The organism is Pseudomonas sp. GW821-FHT09C09 (assembly GCF_059418105.1).
On sequence record NZ_JBWKPF010000010.1, the window covers coordinates 21,517 to 37,519 of the forward strand.

17 protein-coding genes are annotated in these 16,003 nt (G+C 59.5%); 5 read left to right on the forward strand and 12 right to left on the reverse strand.

Going from position 1 to position 16,003, the window contains the following annotated elements:
- Positions 1–9 precede the first annotated feature (9 nt).
- Positions 10–948 carry a bifunctional riboflavin kinase/FAD synthetase gene (ribF, locus tag AC07NR_RS26130; RefSeq protein ID WP_007959537.1) on the reverse strand — a complete coding sequence of 313 codons (939 nt, stop codon included), beginning with the start codon at positions 946–948 and terminating at the stop codon, positions 10–12.
- Between the two features lie 129 nt (positions 949–1,077).
- Positions 1,078–2,616, reverse strand: coding sequence for a murein biosynthesis integral membrane protein MurJ (murJ, locus tag AC07NR_RS26135; RefSeq protein ID WP_248740451.1), 1,539 nt, complete (start codon positions 2,614–2,616; stop codon positions 1,078–1,080).
- A gap of 252 nt (positions 2,617–2,868) precedes the next feature.
- Between murJ and rpsT the strand changes: the two genes are divergently transcribed.
- On the forward strand, positions 2,869–3,141 hold the full coding sequence (rpsT, locus tag AC07NR_RS26140) for a 30S ribosomal protein S20 (protein WP_003228351.1): 273 nt from the start codon (positions 2,869–2,871) through the stop codon (positions 3,139–3,141).
- 115 nt (positions 3,142–3,256) lie between these two features.
- On the opposite strand, the gene AC07NR_RS26145 is transcribed toward rpsT, so the two are convergent.
- The 5 genes from AC07NR_RS26145 to rplU all read right to left on the reverse strand — a co-directional run bounded on the left by AC07NR_RS26145 (position 3,257) and on the right by rplU (position 7,010).
- On the reverse strand, positions 3,257–3,721 hold the full coding sequence (locus AC07NR_RS26145; protein WP_085712193.1) for a CreA family protein: 465 nt from the start codon (positions 3,719–3,721) through the stop codon (positions 3,257–3,259).
- An 11-nt stretch (positions 3,722–3,732) separates the two neighbouring features.
- A complete protein-coding gene (gene proB / locus AC07NR_RS26150) occupies positions 3,733–4,851 on the reverse strand; it encodes a glutamate 5-kinase (protein ID WP_085712194.1) in 1,119 nt (372 codons plus the stop codon).
- Positions 4,852–4,988: 137 nt separating this feature from the next.
- Positions 4,989–6,212 carry an Obg family GTPase CgtA gene (gene cgtA / locus AC07NR_RS26155; RefSeq protein ID WP_085712195.1) on the reverse strand — a complete coding sequence of 408 codons (1,224 nt, stop codon included), beginning with the start codon at positions 6,210–6,212 and terminating at the stop codon, positions 4,989–4,991.
- Between the two features lie 193 nt (positions 6,213–6,405).
- Positions 6,406–6,663, reverse strand: coding sequence for a 50S ribosomal protein L27 (rpmA, locus tag AC07NR_RS26160; protein ID WP_003228360.1), 258 nt, complete (start codon positions 6,661–6,663; stop codon positions 6,406–6,408).
- A gap of 35 nt (positions 6,664–6,698) precedes the next feature.
- Complete coding sequence (gene rplU, locus AC07NR_RS26165) at positions 6,699–7,010, reverse strand: 50S ribosomal protein L21 (protein ID WP_003228361.1); 312 nt, start codon at positions 7,008–7,010, stop codon at positions 6,699–6,701.
- Positions 7,011–7,251: 241 nt separating this feature from the next.
- Between rplU and AC07NR_RS26170 the strand changes: the two genes are divergently transcribed.
- The 3 genes from AC07NR_RS26170 (at position 7,252) to AC07NR_RS26180 (ending at position 9,152) form a co-directional block, all read left to right on the forward strand.
- Complete coding sequence (locus AC07NR_RS26170; protein ID WP_085712196.1) at positions 7,252–8,220, forward strand: polyprenyl synthetase family protein; 969 nt, start codon at positions 7,252–7,254, stop codon at positions 8,218–8,220.
- Between the two features lie 125 nt (positions 8,221–8,345).
- The gene (locus AC07NR_RS26175; RefSeq protein WP_007950963.1) at positions 8,346–8,687 is read left to right on the forward strand and encodes a zinc ribbon domain-containing protein YjdM; all 342 of its coding nucleotides are present in this window, start codon (positions 8,346–8,348) and stop codon (positions 8,685–8,687) included.
- Positions 8,688–8,894: 207 nt separating this feature from the next.
- Entirely contained in the window at positions 8,895–9,152 is a 258-nt protein-coding gene (locus AC07NR_RS26180) for a PA4570 family protein (protein ID WP_085712197.1), read from the forward strand.
- A gap of 49 nt (positions 9,153–9,201) precedes the next feature.
- Here the strand turns inward: AC07NR_RS26180 and bamJ are convergent, their stop codons facing one another.
- The 3 genes from bamJ to AC07NR_RS26195 all read right to left on the reverse strand — a co-directional run bounded on the left by bamJ (position 9,202) and on the right by AC07NR_RS26195 (position 10,875).
- Complete coding sequence (gene bamJ / locus AC07NR_RS26185; protein ID WP_085712198.1) at positions 9,202–9,819, reverse strand: BamJ family beta-barrel-assembly machinery protein; 618 nt, start codon at positions 9,817–9,819, stop codon at positions 9,202–9,204.
- Between the two features lie 126 nt (positions 9,820–9,945).
- Complete coding sequence (locus AC07NR_RS26190) at positions 9,946–10,251, reverse strand: DUF6482 family protein (protein WP_085712199.1); 306 nt, start codon at positions 10,249–10,251, stop codon at positions 9,946–9,948.
- A gap of 135 nt (positions 10,252–10,386) precedes the next feature.
- Positions 10,387–10,875, reverse strand: coding sequence for a TIGR00645 family protein (locus tag AC07NR_RS26195; protein ID WP_065257512.1), 489 nt, complete (start codon positions 10,873–10,875; stop codon positions 10,387–10,389).
- 164 nt (positions 10,876–11,039) lie between these two features.
- On the opposite strand from AC07NR_RS26195, the gene AC07NR_RS26200 reads away from it, so the two are divergent.
- Positions 11,040–12,872, forward strand: coding sequence for a hypothetical protein (locus tag AC07NR_RS26200; RefSeq protein WP_495079784.1), 1,833 nt, complete (start codon positions 11,040–11,042; stop codon positions 12,870–12,872).
- Between the two features lie 6 nt (positions 12,873–12,878).
- Here AC07NR_RS26200 and AC07NR_RS26205 read toward each other — a convergent pair whose 3' ends face one another.
- Together AC07NR_RS26205 and AC07NR_RS26210 are read right to left on the reverse strand one after the other, a co-directional pair.
- Positions 12,879–13,208 (reverse strand): PA4575 family protein, encoded by a 330-nt coding sequence (locus AC07NR_RS26205; RefSeq protein ID WP_085712201.1) that lies wholly within the window; start codon positions 13,206–13,208, stop codon positions 12,879–12,881.
- Between the two features lie 243 nt (positions 13,209–13,451).
- The gene (locus AC07NR_RS26210; RefSeq protein WP_119430135.1) at positions 13,452–15,890 is read right to left on the reverse strand and encodes a Lon protease family protein; all 2,439 of its coding nucleotides are present in this window, start codon (positions 15,888–15,890) and stop codon (positions 13,452–13,454) included.
- Positions 15,891–16,003: the final 113 nt, after the last annotated feature.

Consider the following 16,003-nt stretch of genomic DNA (forward strand, 5'->3'; position numbering starts at 1 on the left):
GGCTCTTCATTAGCGATGGGCGCTAGGTGCGGCTAGTGCACGGGCGGCGGCGACATCCGCGCTGATCGCCGTTTTCAATGCCTCCAGGGAGGCGAAACGCTGCTCTTCACGCAGCTTCTGGTGGAAAACCACCGTCAAACGCCGGTCATACAGATCGCCGGCAAAATCCAAAAGATGTACTTCAAGGTGGGCCTTGCCATCACCTTGCACCGTGGGCCGTACGCCGATATTGGCGACACCGGGCCAAGTCTTGCCGTCGATGTCGACGTCGACCAGGTAAACCCCGGTGAACGGCACGCGACGGCGCTTGAGTTGAATGTTCGCCGTGGGCGTACCCAGCTGGCGGGCCAGTTTCTGGCCATGCAGCACGCGACCGGCAATCCGGTACGGGCGGCCAAGCAAGCGTTCGGCCAGGGCAAAATCGGCGGCGGCCAACGCGTTGCGCACCTGGGTGCTGCTGACACGAATGCCATCCAGCTCGACGGTTTGCGCGGCTTCCACGGTAAAACCGTGAACCTGCCCGGCCTGCAGCAGAAAATCGAAATCGCCGAGGCGGTCGCAACCGAAGCGGAAATCGTCACCGACTTCCAGATGCTGCACACCCAGGCCATCCACCAGAATCGTATCGACGAATTCACTGGCGCTGAGTTTGCTCAAGCGCTGGTTAAAGGCCAGGCACAAGACCCGGTCTACACCTTCGGCGGCCAGCAGTTGCAGCTTGTCGCGCAACCGGGCCAGACGCGCGGGAGCGGTCTCCGGGGCAAAGAATTCCCGTGGCTGCGGCTCGAAAATCACCACGCAGCTGGGTACGCCCAACTCGAGCGCACGCTCACGCAGTCGGGCCAGGATGGCCTGGTGACCACGGTGAACACCGTCAAAGTTGCCAATAGTGGCGACGCAGCCCCGATGCTGGGGGCGCAAGTTGTGAAGGCCTCGAACCAGCTGCATAACGCGCTTCTTGCTCATAAAGTGGCCGATTATAACCACACCCGACGGCCGACGACAGGCAACACCGTAACCCAAAGTGAACGAGCCGACAAAACTGCCGGCCCGCGCACGTCTTTCAAGGGTGAAACCTCAGCTCAACGCCTTGCGGTTGAAGTCACGCAGACGGAAACCGAGCAGCAGCAACATGCCGAAATAAGCGACCACGCCGGCAACCACCAGCACGCCCAGGCGCAGGAAGCGCTCCAGCATGTGGCCTTGATCCCAGGCCGGCATGAAATGCATGCCGATCAACAGCACGGCCGACATCACCGCCACCGCGAGCAACAGCTTCAAACCGAATTTCAGCCAGCCCGGCTGCGGTTGATACATCTGCTGCTTGCGCAGTTGATAGAACAACAGGCCGGCGTTCAGGCACGCACCGGCACTGATTGCCAGTGCAAGACCGGCATGGGCCAGTGGCCCGATCAACACCAGGTTGAACAACTGCGTGACTATCAGGGTGAAGATTGCGATTTTTACCGGTGTACGGATGTTCTGTTGCGCATAAAAGCCTGGGGCCAGCACTTTGATCACGATAATGCCGAGCAGACCAACGGAATAGGCAATCAACGCCCGCTGGGTCATGGCCGCATCAAAGCCGCTGAACTGGCCGTACTGGAACAGCGAAACCGTCAGCGGCTCGGCCAGGATCCCCAGCGCCAGCGCACACGGCAGCACCAACACAAAGCAAAGGCGCAGGCCCCAGTCGAGAATCCGCGAGTACTCGTGACGATCCTTGCTGGCGTAGGTCTTGGCCAGGGTCGGCAGCAGGATCGTGCCCAGCGCCACACCCAGCACGCCGGATGGCAGCTCCATCAATCGGTCGGCGTAGTACATCCACGACACCGAACCCGCCACCAGAAACGAGGCGAAGATGGTGTTGATGATCAGGGAAATCTGACTGACCGAGACACCGATGATCGCCGGCAGCATCTGCTTCATCACTCGCCAGACACCCGTGTCACGCAGGTTCAGACGTGGCAGCACCAGCATGCCGATCTTTTTCAGGTGCGGCAGTTGATAGAGCAACTGCGCCAGGCCACCGACCAGCACGGCCCAGCCGAGCGCCATGACCGGCGGATCGAAGTACGGCGTCAGGAACAGCGCGAACACGATCATGCTGACGTTCAGCAGGGTCGGCACGAACGCCGGCACCGAGAAACGGTTCCAGGTATTGAGAATCGCCCCTGCCAGGGAAGACAGGGAGATCAGCAATATATAGGGGAAGGTCACTCGCAGCAGATCGGAGGTCAGCTGGAATTTTTCCGGCGTATCGGTGAAACCCGGTGCCGTGGCCCAGATTACCCAGGGCGCAGCAATCATGCCCAGCGCAGTGACCAGCGCCAGAACCAGCGTCAGCAGCCCCGTCACATAGGCAATAAAGGTACGGGTCGCCTCCTCGCCTTTCTGACTTTTATATTCGGCAAGAATCGGCACGAATGCCTGTGAAAACGCGCCCTCGGCAAAGATTCGCCGCAAGAGATTGGGCAGTTTGAAGGCGATGAAGAAGGCGTCGGTCGCCATTCCGGCGCCGAATGTGCGCGCAATGAGCGTGTCGCGGACAAACCCGAGAATCCGGGAAAGCATCGTGATAGAGCTGACGGCGGCCAACGATTTGAGCAGATTCATTGAAGGAATTTGTGCCTGTCGATAAACAGCAGGCGAACAATGCGCCTACTTGTGCGATACTCCGCGCCGCAACAGCACAGAGCCAAAGCTCGCGAGTTTACAGGTCAAGCGCCGGAAATAAATATCCCGCCTCTTTATACCTACCACTTAGCGGAACGTCTCAAGCGCCCTTGACAAGACATCTCTTCATCGGCATGATTCGCGGCCTATTTTGTTTGCTATTTCCTAAAAAGTCTTTCGAGGAGCTCGACGGTGGCCAACTCACCTTCCGCCAAAAAACGTGCAAAACAGGCTGAGAAGCGTCGCAGCCACAACGCCAGCCTGCGTTCCATGGTTCGTACCTACATCAAGAATGTAGTTAAAGCCATCGACGCAAAAGACGCTGAAAAAGCTCAAGCTGCATACGTTCTGGCTGTGCCAGTTATCGACCGTATGGCCGATAAAGGCATCATCCACAAGAACAAGGCTGCTCGTCATAAGAGCCGTCTGAATGGCCACGTCAAGGCACTGAAAGAAGCTGCCTAAGCGACGTAGTCATTAAAAAACCGACCTCCGGGTCGGTTTTTTATTGCCTGCAATATGCCGAAAGCAACGCAAAAAAAGAGGAGCCAACCGGCTCCTCTTTTTATTTACACCCAAATCAATGAACTGGCGCCCACGGCAGAATCGGGATCGCTGTCACCGCATTCTGCGGACTGCCCTCGATCAGGCGGTCGCTATAGACCAGATACACCAGGGTATTGCGCTTCTTGTCGAGGAAACGCACCACCTGCATGGTCTTGAACACCAGCGAAGTGCGCTCCTTGAACACCTCTTCGCCATCCTTCAACTCACCCTTGAAGTTGATAGGGCCCACCTGACGGCAAGCAATGGACGCTTCGGCACGATCCTCGGCCAGACCCAAGCCACCCTTCACGCCACCCGTTTTGGCGCGCGACAGATAGCAGGTCACACCCTCGACCTTAGGATCATCGAATGCCTCGACCACGATCCGGTCGTTCGGCCCAACAAATTTGAACACCGTCGACACCTGGCCGATTTCCTCGGCCGAGGCCAGCAATGGCAACGCCATCAACAGACCCAACAATCCTTTTGCCATGCGCATTGCGCTTTTCCTCAGACCAGAATCAGGTTGTCACGGTGAACCAGTTCCGGCTCAGCCATGTAACCCAGCAAACCGACAATCGCATCCGACGACTGACCGATGATTTTTTGTGCCTCCAGCGCGCTGTAGTTGGCCAGGCCACGGGCGATTTCACGACCGTCCGGAGCCACGCAAACCACCATTTCACCGCGACGGAAGCTGCCCTGGACCAGTTTGACGCCGACCGGCAGCAGACTCTTGTGACCTTCCGACAACGCAGAAACCGCGCCGTCATCCAGCACCAGCGTGCCACGGGTCTGCAGATGCCCGGCCAGCCACTGCTTGCGCGCCGCCAGCATGCCGCGCTCAGGCGACAGCAGCGTACCGATGCGTTCGCCCGCCTTCAGACGATCCAGCACCCGCTCCAGACGCCCACCGACAATGATGGTATGCGCCCCGGAACGCGCCGCCAGACGTGCCGCACGCAACTTGGTCTGCATGCCGCCACGACCCAGCGCACCACCAGTGCCACCCGCGACCGCATCAAGGGTCGGATCATCGGCACGCGCTTCGTAAATCAGCTGCGCGTCGGGGTTGTTGCGCGGATCAGCGTCGAACATGCCGTCGCGATCCGTCAGGATCACCAGCAGATCAGCCTCGACTAGGTTGGCCACCAGCGCCGCAAGCGTGTCGTTGTCGCCGAAACGGATCTCGTCAGTAACCACAGTGTCGTTTTCGTTGATCACCGGAATGACTTTCAGCTCGACCAGCGCACGCAAGGTGCTGCGGGCGTTCAGGTAGCGTTTGCGGTCGGACAGGTCGTCGTGAGTCAGGAGAATCTGCGCCGTGTGCCGGCCATGCTCGGCAAAGCTCGATTCCCAGGCCTGCACCAGCCCCATCTGACCGATTGCCGCGGCAGCCTGGAGCTCGTGCATCGCACTGGGTCGTGCGGTCCAGCCCAAACGGCTCATGCCGGCCGCCACCGCCCCGGAGGACACCAGCACCAACTCGACGCCAGCCTCATGCAAAGCCACCATCTGCTCGACCCAGACGCCCATCGCCTTGCGATCAAGACCCTTGCCATCCGCTGTCAGCAAAGCGCTGCCGATCTTCACGACCCAACGCTGCGCACCTGTCACCTTGCTCCGCATCATCTTCAACCTTAGCTTGAGGACAGCGCGACCCAGCGCTGCCCGTGACGTTATTCGTGGTTACTCGTGACCAACAATCGATTTCCAGATACCAAAACGCCGCTCGATTGAGCGGCGCTTAAGTTTACTTCAACGAATCAGTCACGCACGTAAATGATTTCCGGACCGTCTTCGTCATCCACATCTTCTTCATCCCAGTCATCATCACCGATGTCGTGGACCGACTTCACGCCGCTGCGACGCAGGGCACGCTTGTCGTCCAGCGCCTGCAACTGGGCGCGGGCTTCATCTTCGATGCGCTGATCGAGATCGGCCAATTCTTCCTTGTAAGCCGGGTCATTGGCCAGGCGATCGGCACGATCTTCGAGGTAACGCATGATATCGCGCGTCAGACGCTCGGTGCCTTCTTTGGCAATGGCCGAGATCACATAGACCGGACCTTCCCACTGCAGACGCTCAACGATTTCCTTGACGCGTTCTTCGTGCTCTTCCTCAAGGATCTGGTCGCACTTGTTCAGCACCAGCCAGCGATCACGCTCCGCCAGGGACGGGCTGAACTTGATCAGCTCGTTGACGATCACTTCAGCAGCGTCAGGCGCACTGCTTTCGTCCAGCGGCGCCATGTCCACGAGGTGCAGCAGCAGACGGGTACGCGCCAGGTGCTTGAGGAAACGGATACCGAGACCGGCGCCGTCGGAAGCACCTTCGATCAGACCCGGAATGTCGGCGATAACGAAGCTTTTCCAGCGATCGACGCTGACCACACCCAGGTTTGGCACCAGGGTAGTGAACGGGTAATCAGCAACTTTCGGCTTGGCGGCAGAAACGGAACGGATAAAGGTACTTTTACCGGCGTTCGGCAGACCCAGCAGACCGACGTCAGCCAGAACCTTCATTTCCAGTTTCAGGTCACGCTGCTCGCCCGGCTTGCCCGGCGTCGTCTGACGCGGTGCACGGTTGGTACTGGATTTGAAACGGGTGTTACCCAGACCGTGCCAGCCGCCCTGCACCACCATCAGCTTCTGACCGGACTTGGTCAGGTCGCCGATGACTTCCTGGGTTGCAGAGTCAATGATCGTGGTGCCAACCGGCACGCGCAGGACCAGATCTTCACCCTTCTTGCCGGTGCAGTCGGTGCTGCCACCGTTGGAGCCACGCTCGGCATCGAAGTGCCGGGTGTAGCGGTAGTCCACCAGGGTGTTCAGGTTTTCGTCGGCCATCATGAAGATGGAACCGCCGTCACCGCCGTCACCACCGTTCGGACCGCCGTTTTCAATGAATTTTTCCCGACGGAAACTCATGCAGCCATTGCCGCCGTCGCCAGCCTTTACGCGGATCGATACTTCATCAACAAACTTCATAACCAACGCCTCTCGCCGTACGGACGAGCCGAAAAACAATCAAGACATAAGACTCTTGCAAAAATGAGCGCAGCGACCCCAATCCACGACCTGCATCGCACGCCGGCAGCCCATACAAACAGCTTTGCAAGAGACTCACCCCACAAACGAAAAAGCCCCGTCGCAAGACAGGGCTTCTCCAGCACTCTCGCAGTTAGGCTGCGACAACGCTCACGTAACGACGACCGAAGGCGCCTTTTACTTCAAACTTGATCACGCCTTCGATTTTCGCGAAGAGAGTGTGATCTTTACCCATGCCAACGCCGTAGCCAGCGTGGAATTGGGTGCCGCGCTGACGCACGATGATGTTGCCGGCCTTGATGACCTGGCCGCCATACATCTTCACGCCAAGGCGTTTGGCTTCTGAGTCGCGACCGTTACGGGTACTACCACCAGCTTTTTTGTGTGCCATGAGTTCAATTCTCCTAGTGAGGAATTAGGCTGTAATTAAGCCTGAATACCGGTGATTTTGATCTCGGTGAACCACTGGCGGTGGCCCATACGCTTCATGTGGTGCTTACGGCGACGGAACTTGATGATGCGGACTTTATCGTGACGACCTTGGGAGATCACTTCAGCCTTGACGGTTGCGCCAGCAACAACAGGTGCGCCGATGTTCACGTCGTCGCCATTGGCGACCAACAGAACGCGGTCAAAAGTCACGGATTCGCCAGTAGCGACTTCCAGTTTTTCGATCTTCAGGTATTCACCTTCAGCGACCTTGTATTGCTTACCGCCGGTAACGATTACTGCGTACATGGTATTTCTCCGATAATCCTGCTCACCCAGCTCTTTATAAGAAGAGGTATTGGCTGGCATGGCTGCATGGGGCTGGAACGGCCCAAGTGCAATTGCGTAAGGCAGGTGCTGCCCAGGAAGTTCAGGGTGCGCGATTGTACGCAAGCTACAAGAGTCATGCAAGGGGCCGTCCATCGCGCCTTGACAGGCCCGGACGTGGGTCCTAGCATGCCGCGCAACCCTTCTGGAGCACCTGTCGCTGATGCAACCCCAAGCTTTCTACCGCGCGGTGGCGGACGATTTTAGCGCCGTCGACGGCATCATCAAGAAGCAGCTGACTTCCCGAGTGCCGCTGGTATCGAAAATCGGCGATTACATCACGTCGGCCGGCGGTAAACGCCTGCGTCCTTTATTAGTGCTGCTGTGTGGCAAGGCCCTGGGTCGCGAAGGCGACGACTTGCGCCTGCTGGCCGCCACCATCGAATTCCTGCACACCGCCACCCTGCTGCATGACGACGTGGTCGACATGTCCGGCATGCGCCGTGGCCGCTCGACCGCCAACGCCATGTGGGGCAACGCCCCGAGCGTGCTGGTCGGCGACTTCCTGTACTCGCGCTCGTTCGAAATGATGGTCGAACTGGGCTCGATGCCGGTGATGAAGATCCTGTCCCAGGCCACGCGCATCATCGCTGAAGGCGAAGTGCTGCAGCTGTCCAAGGTCCGTGACGCCAGCACCACCGAAGAAACCTATATGGAAGTCATCCGCGGCAAGACCGCGATGCTTTTCGAGGCCTCGACCCACAGCGCCGCAGCGCTGGCCGGTGCCACCGCCGAGCAGAGCGAAGCCCTGCGCACCTTCGGCGATCACCTGGGCGTGGCGTTCCAGCTGGTCGATGACCTGCTCGACTACAAGGGCGACGCCGAAACCCTGGGCAAGAACGTCGGTGACGATCTGGCCGAAGGCAAGCCGACCCTGCCGCTGATCTACACCATGCGCGAAGGCACGCCAGAGCAGGCCGCACTGGTACGCCAGGCGATCCAGAAAGGCGGGATCGAAGACCTGGAAAGCATCCGCATTGCCGTGGAAGCATCCGGTTCGCTGGAATACACCGCGCAACTGGCTCGCGATTATGTGGCCCGTGCGATCAAGTGCCTCGAAGCGCTGCCGGCCAGCGAATACCGCGATGCACTGGTTGAACTGAGCGAGTTCGCGGTCGCCCGCACGCACTGATCAACATCGCGCCATCAAGAAACCGCAGCCTCCCTCGGAGCCTGCGGTTTTTTGTTGCCTGCCATCCACGGTTAAAACCCTATACAATGTGCGACTTTTAGCGATCCCCTCTCCAAGGAGCCTTAGTGAGCACGTTGCCACCCTGCCCGAAATGCAATTCCGAATACACCTACGAAGACGGCACCCAACTGGTGTGCCCGGAGTGCGCCCACGAGTGGTCTGCCGGCGGCGAAGCCGAAGTGGCGTCCGATGATGCCGTGAAGAAAGATTCGGTCGGCAACGTCCTGCAGGACGGCGACACCATCACCGTGATCAAGGACCTGAAGGTCAAAGGCACCTCGCTGGTGGTCAAGGTTGGCACCAAGGTGAAGAACATCCGTCTGTGCGACGGCGACCACGACATCGACTGCAAGATCGACGGCATCGGCCCGATGAAGCTCAAATCCGAGTTCGTCAGAAAAGTCTGATCCTGCTGTCCTCCATCCCGCGCCCGCCGTGGGATGGAGCTTCTCCCTCCCCCGCTATCCCCAGCAAAACCACGCAGTAGCCAAACGCCAGCCGTTTTGACCTTACGCAATCTTTACCCATAAAAAATCACGAACCGCCAATAGGCGCTTGCTATTTGACGAATAAGAATTATTCTCATTGAAACCCTTTCAATGGAGATGAGAACCATGACTTATTTGATCGACGCCTGGCTGGATCGCCCGCACCCGTACCTCAGGATCCTGCATCGGGAAACCGGTGAAGTCTGCGCGGTACTGGAAGAAGAAGCCCTGCACGAATTGCAGGATCAAGGGGATCTGGACGTCAGCGGCCTGAGTTCCAGCGAACCGATGGTGCTCAAGGAGCTGGTGCGCAATCTGTTCCTGTTCTGCTATGCCCGGGCGTTGCGCCCGACCAGTGAGCTGCATCACAAGATCGAAGTATGAGAACGGTGGAGAAACCCTGCACAAGCCACGCTTGTGCAGGGTAACGGGATTACAGAACGTCGAGCAGCTCGACGTCGAACACCAGAACGCTGTGCGGCGGGATGCTGCCAACGCCTTGAGCGCCGTAAGCCAGTTCGCTCGGCACGTACAGACGCCATTTGCTGCCGGCATTCATCAGTTGCAGGGCTTCGGTCCAGCCGGCGATCACGCCGCCAACCGGGAACTCTGCAGGCTGGCCACGCTCGTAGGAACTGTCGAACACGGTGCCGTCGATCAGTGTGCCGTGGTAGTGAGTACGCACGTTGTCTTCACGGGATGGCTTGGCGCCTTCGCCCTGAGTCAGCACTTCGAATTGCAGACCGGAAGCCAGGGTGGTGATGCCGTCTTTCTTGGCGTTTTCAGCCAGGAACGCACGACCTTCGCCAGCGGCGGCTTCAGCCTTGGCAGCGGCTTCGGCCTGCATGATTTCGCGGATCACTTTGAAGCTGGCGGACAGCTCTTCCTGACCCACACGGCTTGGCTTGCCGGCGAATGCGTCGGTCAGACCGGCCAGGATGGCGTCCAGGCTGACACCCGGTGGCGGGTTGTCGCGCAGCTGGTCACCCAGCTGACGGCCGATGCCGTAGCTGACGCGGGTTTCGTCGGTGGACAGATTTACTTCGGACATGACACTGCTCCGCTGTGCGGACGGCCTCAGGACATGCCGTGCGTGCACAGCGCGTCCCGGCGCGCCCGGAACCAAAAGGGCGAGCAGACTAGCACAGATGTTCCGCCATTGATCAGGCCCTCGGGCCTACAGTGCCGAGCGCCAGGCCAGCGGGACTTTCAGGCTTTCTTCGCTGCTGGCGCCAAGTCCGCACATTTCATCGTGCACCGAGGTGTGGACCAGATTGAACGGCAGCACCGGAAAGTTGTGCAGGACATCCCGGGCATGCTCCACCGAACGCAGCATCAGCATCTTGCCCTGGGGATCGCTCAACGGGTACGCCGCGCCGTGCATCCGCGCCTCGAGCAGGTAGATTCCACCCTCCATGGAGATCAGGTTCAGCTCATCGACCTTCCTGGCGATGGCAAACGCATTCAACTCTTGCAGGTTCATGAACGCACCTCACGCTGTGGCGAGCCGGGACGCCTACAGGGATATGCCTCGGCGCACCAAAGCACAAGCCACAAACGACACCGCCCGTCTGTTTCGCAACAGACGGGCGGTTTTGTTACAGCTTTCGACAACTCATCAGTGCTTGGTGAGCTTGTCCAGGTAACCCATGGCAAACGCCGAGACCACGAAGGTCATGTGGATGATCACGTACCACATCAGATGCTGGGGATCGACGTTCTTGGCGTCCATAAAGATCCGCAGCAGGTGGATCGAAGAAATCGCCACGATCGACGCCGCCACTTTCATCTTCAGCGACGAAGAGTCCATGGTGCCCAGCCAGCTGAGCTTCTCTTTGCCTTCGTCGATGTTCAGCTCGGATACGAAGTTCTCGTAGCCGGAAATCATCACCATCACCAACAAGCCGCCGACCAGCGCCATGTCGATCAGCGACAGCAGCACCAGAATCAGCTCGGACTCGGCCATGGAGAACACGTTGGGAATGACATGAAACACTTCCTGGAAGAATTTCAATGCCAGCGCCAGCAGCCCGAGGGACAGCCCGATGTAGATCGGCGCCAGCAGCCAGCGCGTGGCGTACATTGCATTTTCGATAAAGCGTTCCATTGACTCTCACACAAGGGGGGTTGTAATCGGCGGCGAGTATACCAGCCCCCCATGACAGCCAGAAACCGCCCGAAAATCCGCCACCTGCGTGTGTGTGTGTCAAAGTTTTTCTGCTAGTGTCCAAACCATTGACAGCCCAGCGACAGTGGACAGGACGACTGGAAATGGATGTGCGATTGCCGTTAATGACTGCCGGAATTTGCCTCGCCTTATCGGTTGGAGGCTGCTCGCCCGGTGAAGAAAAAAAACACCCGCTCAGCCTCGAACAGAAGACCGCGCAGTTCGAACAGTCGCTGGACGCCATCACCGACCCGAAACTCAAGGATGCCGTGACCGAACTCGGCGGCTCGCTGCTGCTGCTGGAGCGCGCGCAACAACGTCTCGACAACAAACCGCCCAGGACCGAATACGGCGAAGACGCCCTCGGCGTCCTCAAGCACTACCCGACGCCTCAAGCGCTGGTCGACACCTTCATCAACGGTCTGTTCGTGCTGCACAAGGACGCCAGCTCCGACTACCTCACCGACCTGCAACCGGTATTTCCTTTCAATCTCAACATTCCGGGCGGGTTCCTCTTCCCCCATGGCGTGGAATGGCAATCGGTGACCCTGAGCAACAAACGGGTGATCGCCTACCAGCCCGAATGGTCGGAAACCGATCCGGGCATTCAGCTGAGCCCGTCCAGCTCCAACGTCACCAACCCCGATGACCTGACCGTGACCTACCCGTTCATCGAAGGTCTGGACGTCGACAAGAAAACCCGACCGCGTCCTGTGAGCCTGCAAGGTCAGGTGGAAGTCATCGCCCCGAAACGCCTGCACAGTTTCGATCTGGGCAAGAAGGATATCGGCCAGACAAGAACCGACGCCAACCTCAGCGTGAAACTGCTGAAGCTGGAAAAGAACTACGCCGAAGTCGAATTCAGCAACAACCTGCCGCTTGCCCCGGAAGTCGCCAGCACGCCGCTCAATCCGCTGATCGTCCAGGCCCGCGATACGACCGGGCAATACCTGGTGCGCGCCGGCGCTATCAACGAAAGCCCCGAACAGATCACCTTCTATCAAAAACAACTGGCGCACCTGCAACAGCAAAAGGCCTGGAGCGAGGATCTCGAGAAACAGCTGAACGACGACCAGCGCACTTTCGAACAACAGCATACGCGCCGCTACAACAAGGTTTACTTCAACGGCCCGATCGACACCCTTGAAGTCAGCGTGCTGGACTTCTCCGAGGCGACCGTCACCCGCAAGCCACTGGACCTGCCGATCCGCGAATTCGATTCGCACACCACGGCGAAAACCGTGCAGCCGCTGGATCTGGCGATCACCGTCTACGACGATCAGGCCCCCAACTGGCTCAAGGGTGCGTCATTGACCGAGGACGACCTGAAGAAAAGCATCCATATCCGCCAGTCAGTGGAAGAACCCAGCGCCGCGCGCATCGAGTTCGATCACCGCAAGACCTTCAATGACGAACTGCTGGGCGACGACCTGGCGCCCGGCGAAAGCCCGGTGACGTTCTTCACCGAAAAACACAACGGTAAACTGGACGAGCCGATCGAACTGCCGGCCGAGGCGTATCAGGTGGATCCGCTGCAAGCGACCATCACGTATGACTTGAACCTGTTTCCGGAAACCCCGGCAGTGGCCGTTGGTTCGATGCCCTTGTTCCTCGCCACCGTGGCGAAACAGTCCTACGAAGCCAGGGCTTTGCCCAAAGGCCTGGAAATCAGGAACAACGAACTGGTGGTGGACCTGAAACTGTTTCCGGCCAACGAATGGCGATTCTTCGTCAAGGACGACAGCGGCAACTACCTGAAGCAGATCCTTTCGGTCAGCCACGACGCGAGCGCAGAAGGCCCGGCGCTGTTCGGCGTGCACTATTTCTACGGCCGCCCGACGCAGGTGGAAACCTATCAGCGAACCGACCTCGCCACCGTGCAGTACGGCTTTGAGGTCAAGCTCGAGAAGGCGCAGACCCAGGGCGCTGCGCCTTGATCGGTGCTAATGATCGAAAACGCCGAGATTGCGTCCGCGCCCGCCGTTGATCTGCCGCAACTGGGCTTGCAGGTGCAAGGACCAGATCTGCGGATCATTGGCCAGTTCGTAGCCGTGCATCGTCAGGCTTTCGACGATGGTATCGAGGATCGATTCGGCGGCGACCGGCCCGTGGAACGGGCCCTGGGCCTTGATGGCGGAAGGTTGTTCACCGGCCATGCCGGCGGCGAAGAGTAAAGTCCACATGCCGGTATCGCCGGCCAACGGCTTGATGGCGCATTCGATTCGGGTCACGAGACCCAGGCACTGACGGGTGAGGCAGAGGTTGCGCGACATGGCGGCGACCCTCGGTAAAGCCGGTGTTCAGCCCTTGCTGAAGGACTGTTTCGATCCCGTGATACTGTCGATGTCCTTGAGCTGAGAATAGAAGAAAAGTCCGCCGCGCCAACCGCGCAGAACCAGAAGGCGCCGAATGGTCATTGTGTGAATATTGACGCCAGAGTGATGGCACTTTTGCCGACGTTCGCGACAAAACAAAATGGGAGCACAAGGCTCCCATTCTACTGACTGCAGCCTGGCTTACGCCGGTTTGGCCTCGGCCAGTGCCTCCTGCGCCAGTTCCTTCTCGGCTTCTTTCAGGTCTTCTTCGCTGATCATTTCGGCAATCACTCGCAGACGTTCCACCACGCGCGCGTTGACGCTGCCTTCCGGGAACTCGCCCTCCTCGTTCGGCTCACCGGCAGGCTCACCCACCAGCAGACTCAGCGCTTCATCCGCCTGACGCACCGCGTAAACGTGGAACTGCCCGGCGCGCACCGCCGCCAGCACTTTCTCGTCGAGCATCAGCGTGGCGACGTTGGCGTGCGGAATGATCGCGCCCTGTTCACCGGTCAGCCCGCGCGCTTCGCAGAGACGGAAGAAGCCTTCGATCTTCTCGTTGACCCCACCCACCGCCTGCACTTCGCCGAACTGGTTGATCGAACCGGTGATCGCAAAGCACTGCTTGAGCGGGGTTTTCGACAAGGCCGAAATCAGCGTGCAGGCCTCGCCCAGCGACGCGCTGTCGCCATCAACGTAACCGTAGGATTGCTCCAGGGCGATGCTCGCGGAGATCGCCAGCGGGAATTCCTGAGCGTAACGGCTGCCCAGATACCCGGTGAGAATCATCACGCCCTTGGAGTGAATCGGCTGGCCGAGGTTGACCTCGCGCTCGATGTCGACGATACCGCTGCCACCCGGGTACACCGTGGCGGAAATCCGCGCCGGCACACCGAACGCCGAGTCGCCGACTTCCAGCACCGTCAGGCCGTTGCACTTGCCGACCGCAGCGCCGTCGGTGTCGATCAGGATGATCCCCGCCAGCATGTCGTCGAGAATCCGCGCCGACACACGGCCGGTACGGGTGGCTTTGGCCTTCAGGGCACGTTCGATGTGGCCGGCGTCGGTCATTTCATCGTTGGCCAGGTGACGGATGAAATCCGCTTCGCTGACCAGTTGGAACAGATCACCGATCCGCGCCGACAAGCGCCCCTGATGCTCGGCCAGACGTGCGCTGTAAGTCGCCAGACGCGCCACCGCATCGGCGGTCAACGGCGCCATGCCTTCTTCCGAAGTGCGGGTTTTCAGCAACTGGGCGAACTGCTCCAGGCTTTCGTCGACCATCGGGATGTCTTCGTCGAAATCCACCAGGACGCGGAACATCTCCTGGAAGTCCGGATCGAGGTCCTGCAGCGTGTAATACAGCTGACGCGCACCGATGATGATGACTTTGACATTCAACGGAATGAACTGCGGGTTGAGCGTCACGGTCGCGAAACGGCCCATCTCGCCCAGTGGCGATTCCATTTTCAGCTTGCGCGATTGCAGGGCGCGTTTGAGCGCATCCCACACAAAGGGCTCGCCGAGCATCTTTTCCGCTTCGAGGATCAGGAAACCACCGTTGGCGCGGTGCAACGCACCCGGACGCAACTGGCGATACGTGGTGTAAAGCGCGCCCTGATCGGTGGTGTATTCAATGCGGCCGAACAGGTTTTCGTAGGTCGGATGCGGCTCGAACACCACCGGCGCACCGCCGCTGGCCGGATGGCCGACCACCAGGCTCGGCGCGTATTGTTCTTCCAGCAGCTTGCGTGCAACGGCGTCGGTCTTGCTGTCGTCGACCAGTTGCTCGACCACGGTTTTCAGCAGATAAACCTGTACCGCTTGCAGGTAACCGCAGACCGCGGCGTTTTCCGCGTACTTCTCCGACAGCGGTGCGAGCAAAGGCTGCAACGCCAGAGTAATGGTTTCTTCGTTGAGCTGACGCAACTGGTTGCTCGACTCGCGCTTCCACTGCGGCAGGCTGGCGAGTTCTTCGTTCAGGCGTTCTTCGAGGCCGGAAATGTCCTCGTGGAAACGCTCGCGCTCGGACTCCGGCAACTGGGCGAATTCGGCTTCGTCCAGCGCCTTGCCTTCGAGCATCGGGGTGAACGCGATGTTGCTGCTGTCGCGGTACAGGGCGACGTCTTTTTCCAGGGCCAGACGCTCGATGACGTCCAGTGCCTTGTCATAGCGCTGGTTGAAGGCGCGGTCGATGGCGCTCTTCTTTTGCTGGTAGGACGGGTGTTCGAACACCGCGGGAAAAGTCGACAGCAGGTTGTCGATCAAGCCATTGATATCGCCGATGAACGCCGCGGCGCTGCCCGATGGCAGTTCCAGGGCGCGCGGCTCGCGCGGCTCGTCGAAATTGTTGACGTAGACCCAGTCCGCCGGGGTCTGCAGGCGCTTGCCTTCGGCCTTCAGGTAGCGTTTGACGAACGAGAAACGGCCGGTGCCGGGCTCGCCCATGACGAATACGTTGTAACCGGGGCGTGGCATGGCCACACCGAACTGCAAGGCTTCGACCGCACGTTCCTGGCCAAGCACACCGCGAAAGGGCTCCAGATCATTGGTGGTAGTGAAGCTGAACTGTTCAGCGGAAAACGGACGGGTCAGCGCTTCGGGCGCTAAACGCAAGCTGGCAGCAACAGGATCAGGCATCGGGCTTCCTTAACAATCAGGCGGGGCAGATAGCGGCATTCTGGCGCTGCCCGTGCCCCACTGGCAAGGCGCGCCATACGACAAAGCATAGACAACCGGCCAACCCCGCGGCC

Coding starts and splice junctions, on each gene's coding strand:
- bamJ (WP_085712198.1), bottom strand. CDS start 9,819: ATGTCCGAAGTAAATCTGTCCACCGACGAAACCCGCGTCAGCTACGGC.
- AC07NR_RS26210 (WP_119430135.1), bottom strand. CDS start 15,890: ATGCCTGATCCTGTTGCTGCCAGCTTGCGTTTAGCGCCCGAAGCGCTG.
- AC07NR_RS26145 (WP_085712193.1), bottom strand. CDS start 3,721: ATGCGCATGGCAAAAGGATTGTTGGGTCTGTTGATGGCGTTGCCATTG.
- AC07NR_RS26200 (WP_495079784.1), top strand. CDS start 11,040: ATGGATGTGCGATTGCCGTTAATGACTGCCGGAATTTGCCTCGCCTTA.
- proB (WP_085712194.1), bottom strand. CDS start 4,851: ATGCGGAGCAAGGTGACAGGTGCGCAGCGTTGGGTCGTGAAGATCGGC.
- AC07NR_RS26205 (WP_085712201.1), bottom strand. CDS start 13,208: ATGTCGCGCAACCTCTGCCTCACCCGTCAGTGCCTGGGTCTCGTGACC.
- murJ (WP_248740451.1), bottom strand. CDS start 2,616: ATGAATCTGCTCAAATCGTTGGCCGCCGTCAGCTCTATCACGATGCTT.
- AC07NR_RS26170 (WP_085712196.1), top strand. CDS start 7,252: ATGCAACCCCAAGCTTTCTACCGCGCGGTGGCGGACGATTTTAGCGCC.
- ribF (WP_007959537.1), bottom strand. CDS start 948: ATGCAGCTGGTTCGAGGCCTTCACAACTTGCGCCCCCAGCATCGGGGC.
- AC07NR_RS26190 (WP_085712199.1), bottom strand. CDS start 10,251: ATGAACCTGCAAGAGTTGAATGCGTTTGCCATCGCCAGGAAGGTCGAT.
- AC07NR_RS26195 (WP_065257512.1), bottom strand. CDS start 10,875: ATGGAACGCTTTATCGAAAATGCAATGTACGCCACGCGCTGGCTGCTG.
- cgtA (WP_085712195.1), bottom strand. CDS start 6,212: ATGAAGTTTGTTGATGAAGTATCGATCCGCGTAAAGGCTGGCGACGGC.
- AC07NR_RS26180 (WP_085712197.1), top strand. CDS start 8,895: ATGACTTATTTGATCGACGCCTGGCTGGATCGCCCGCACCCGTACCTC.
- rpmA (WP_003228360.1), bottom strand. CDS start 6,663: ATGGCACACAAAAAAGCTGGTGGTAGTACCCGTAACGGTCGCGACTCA.
- rplU (WP_003228361.1), bottom strand. CDS start 7,010: ATGTACGCAGTAATCGTTACCGGCGGTAAGCAATACAAGGTCGCTGAA.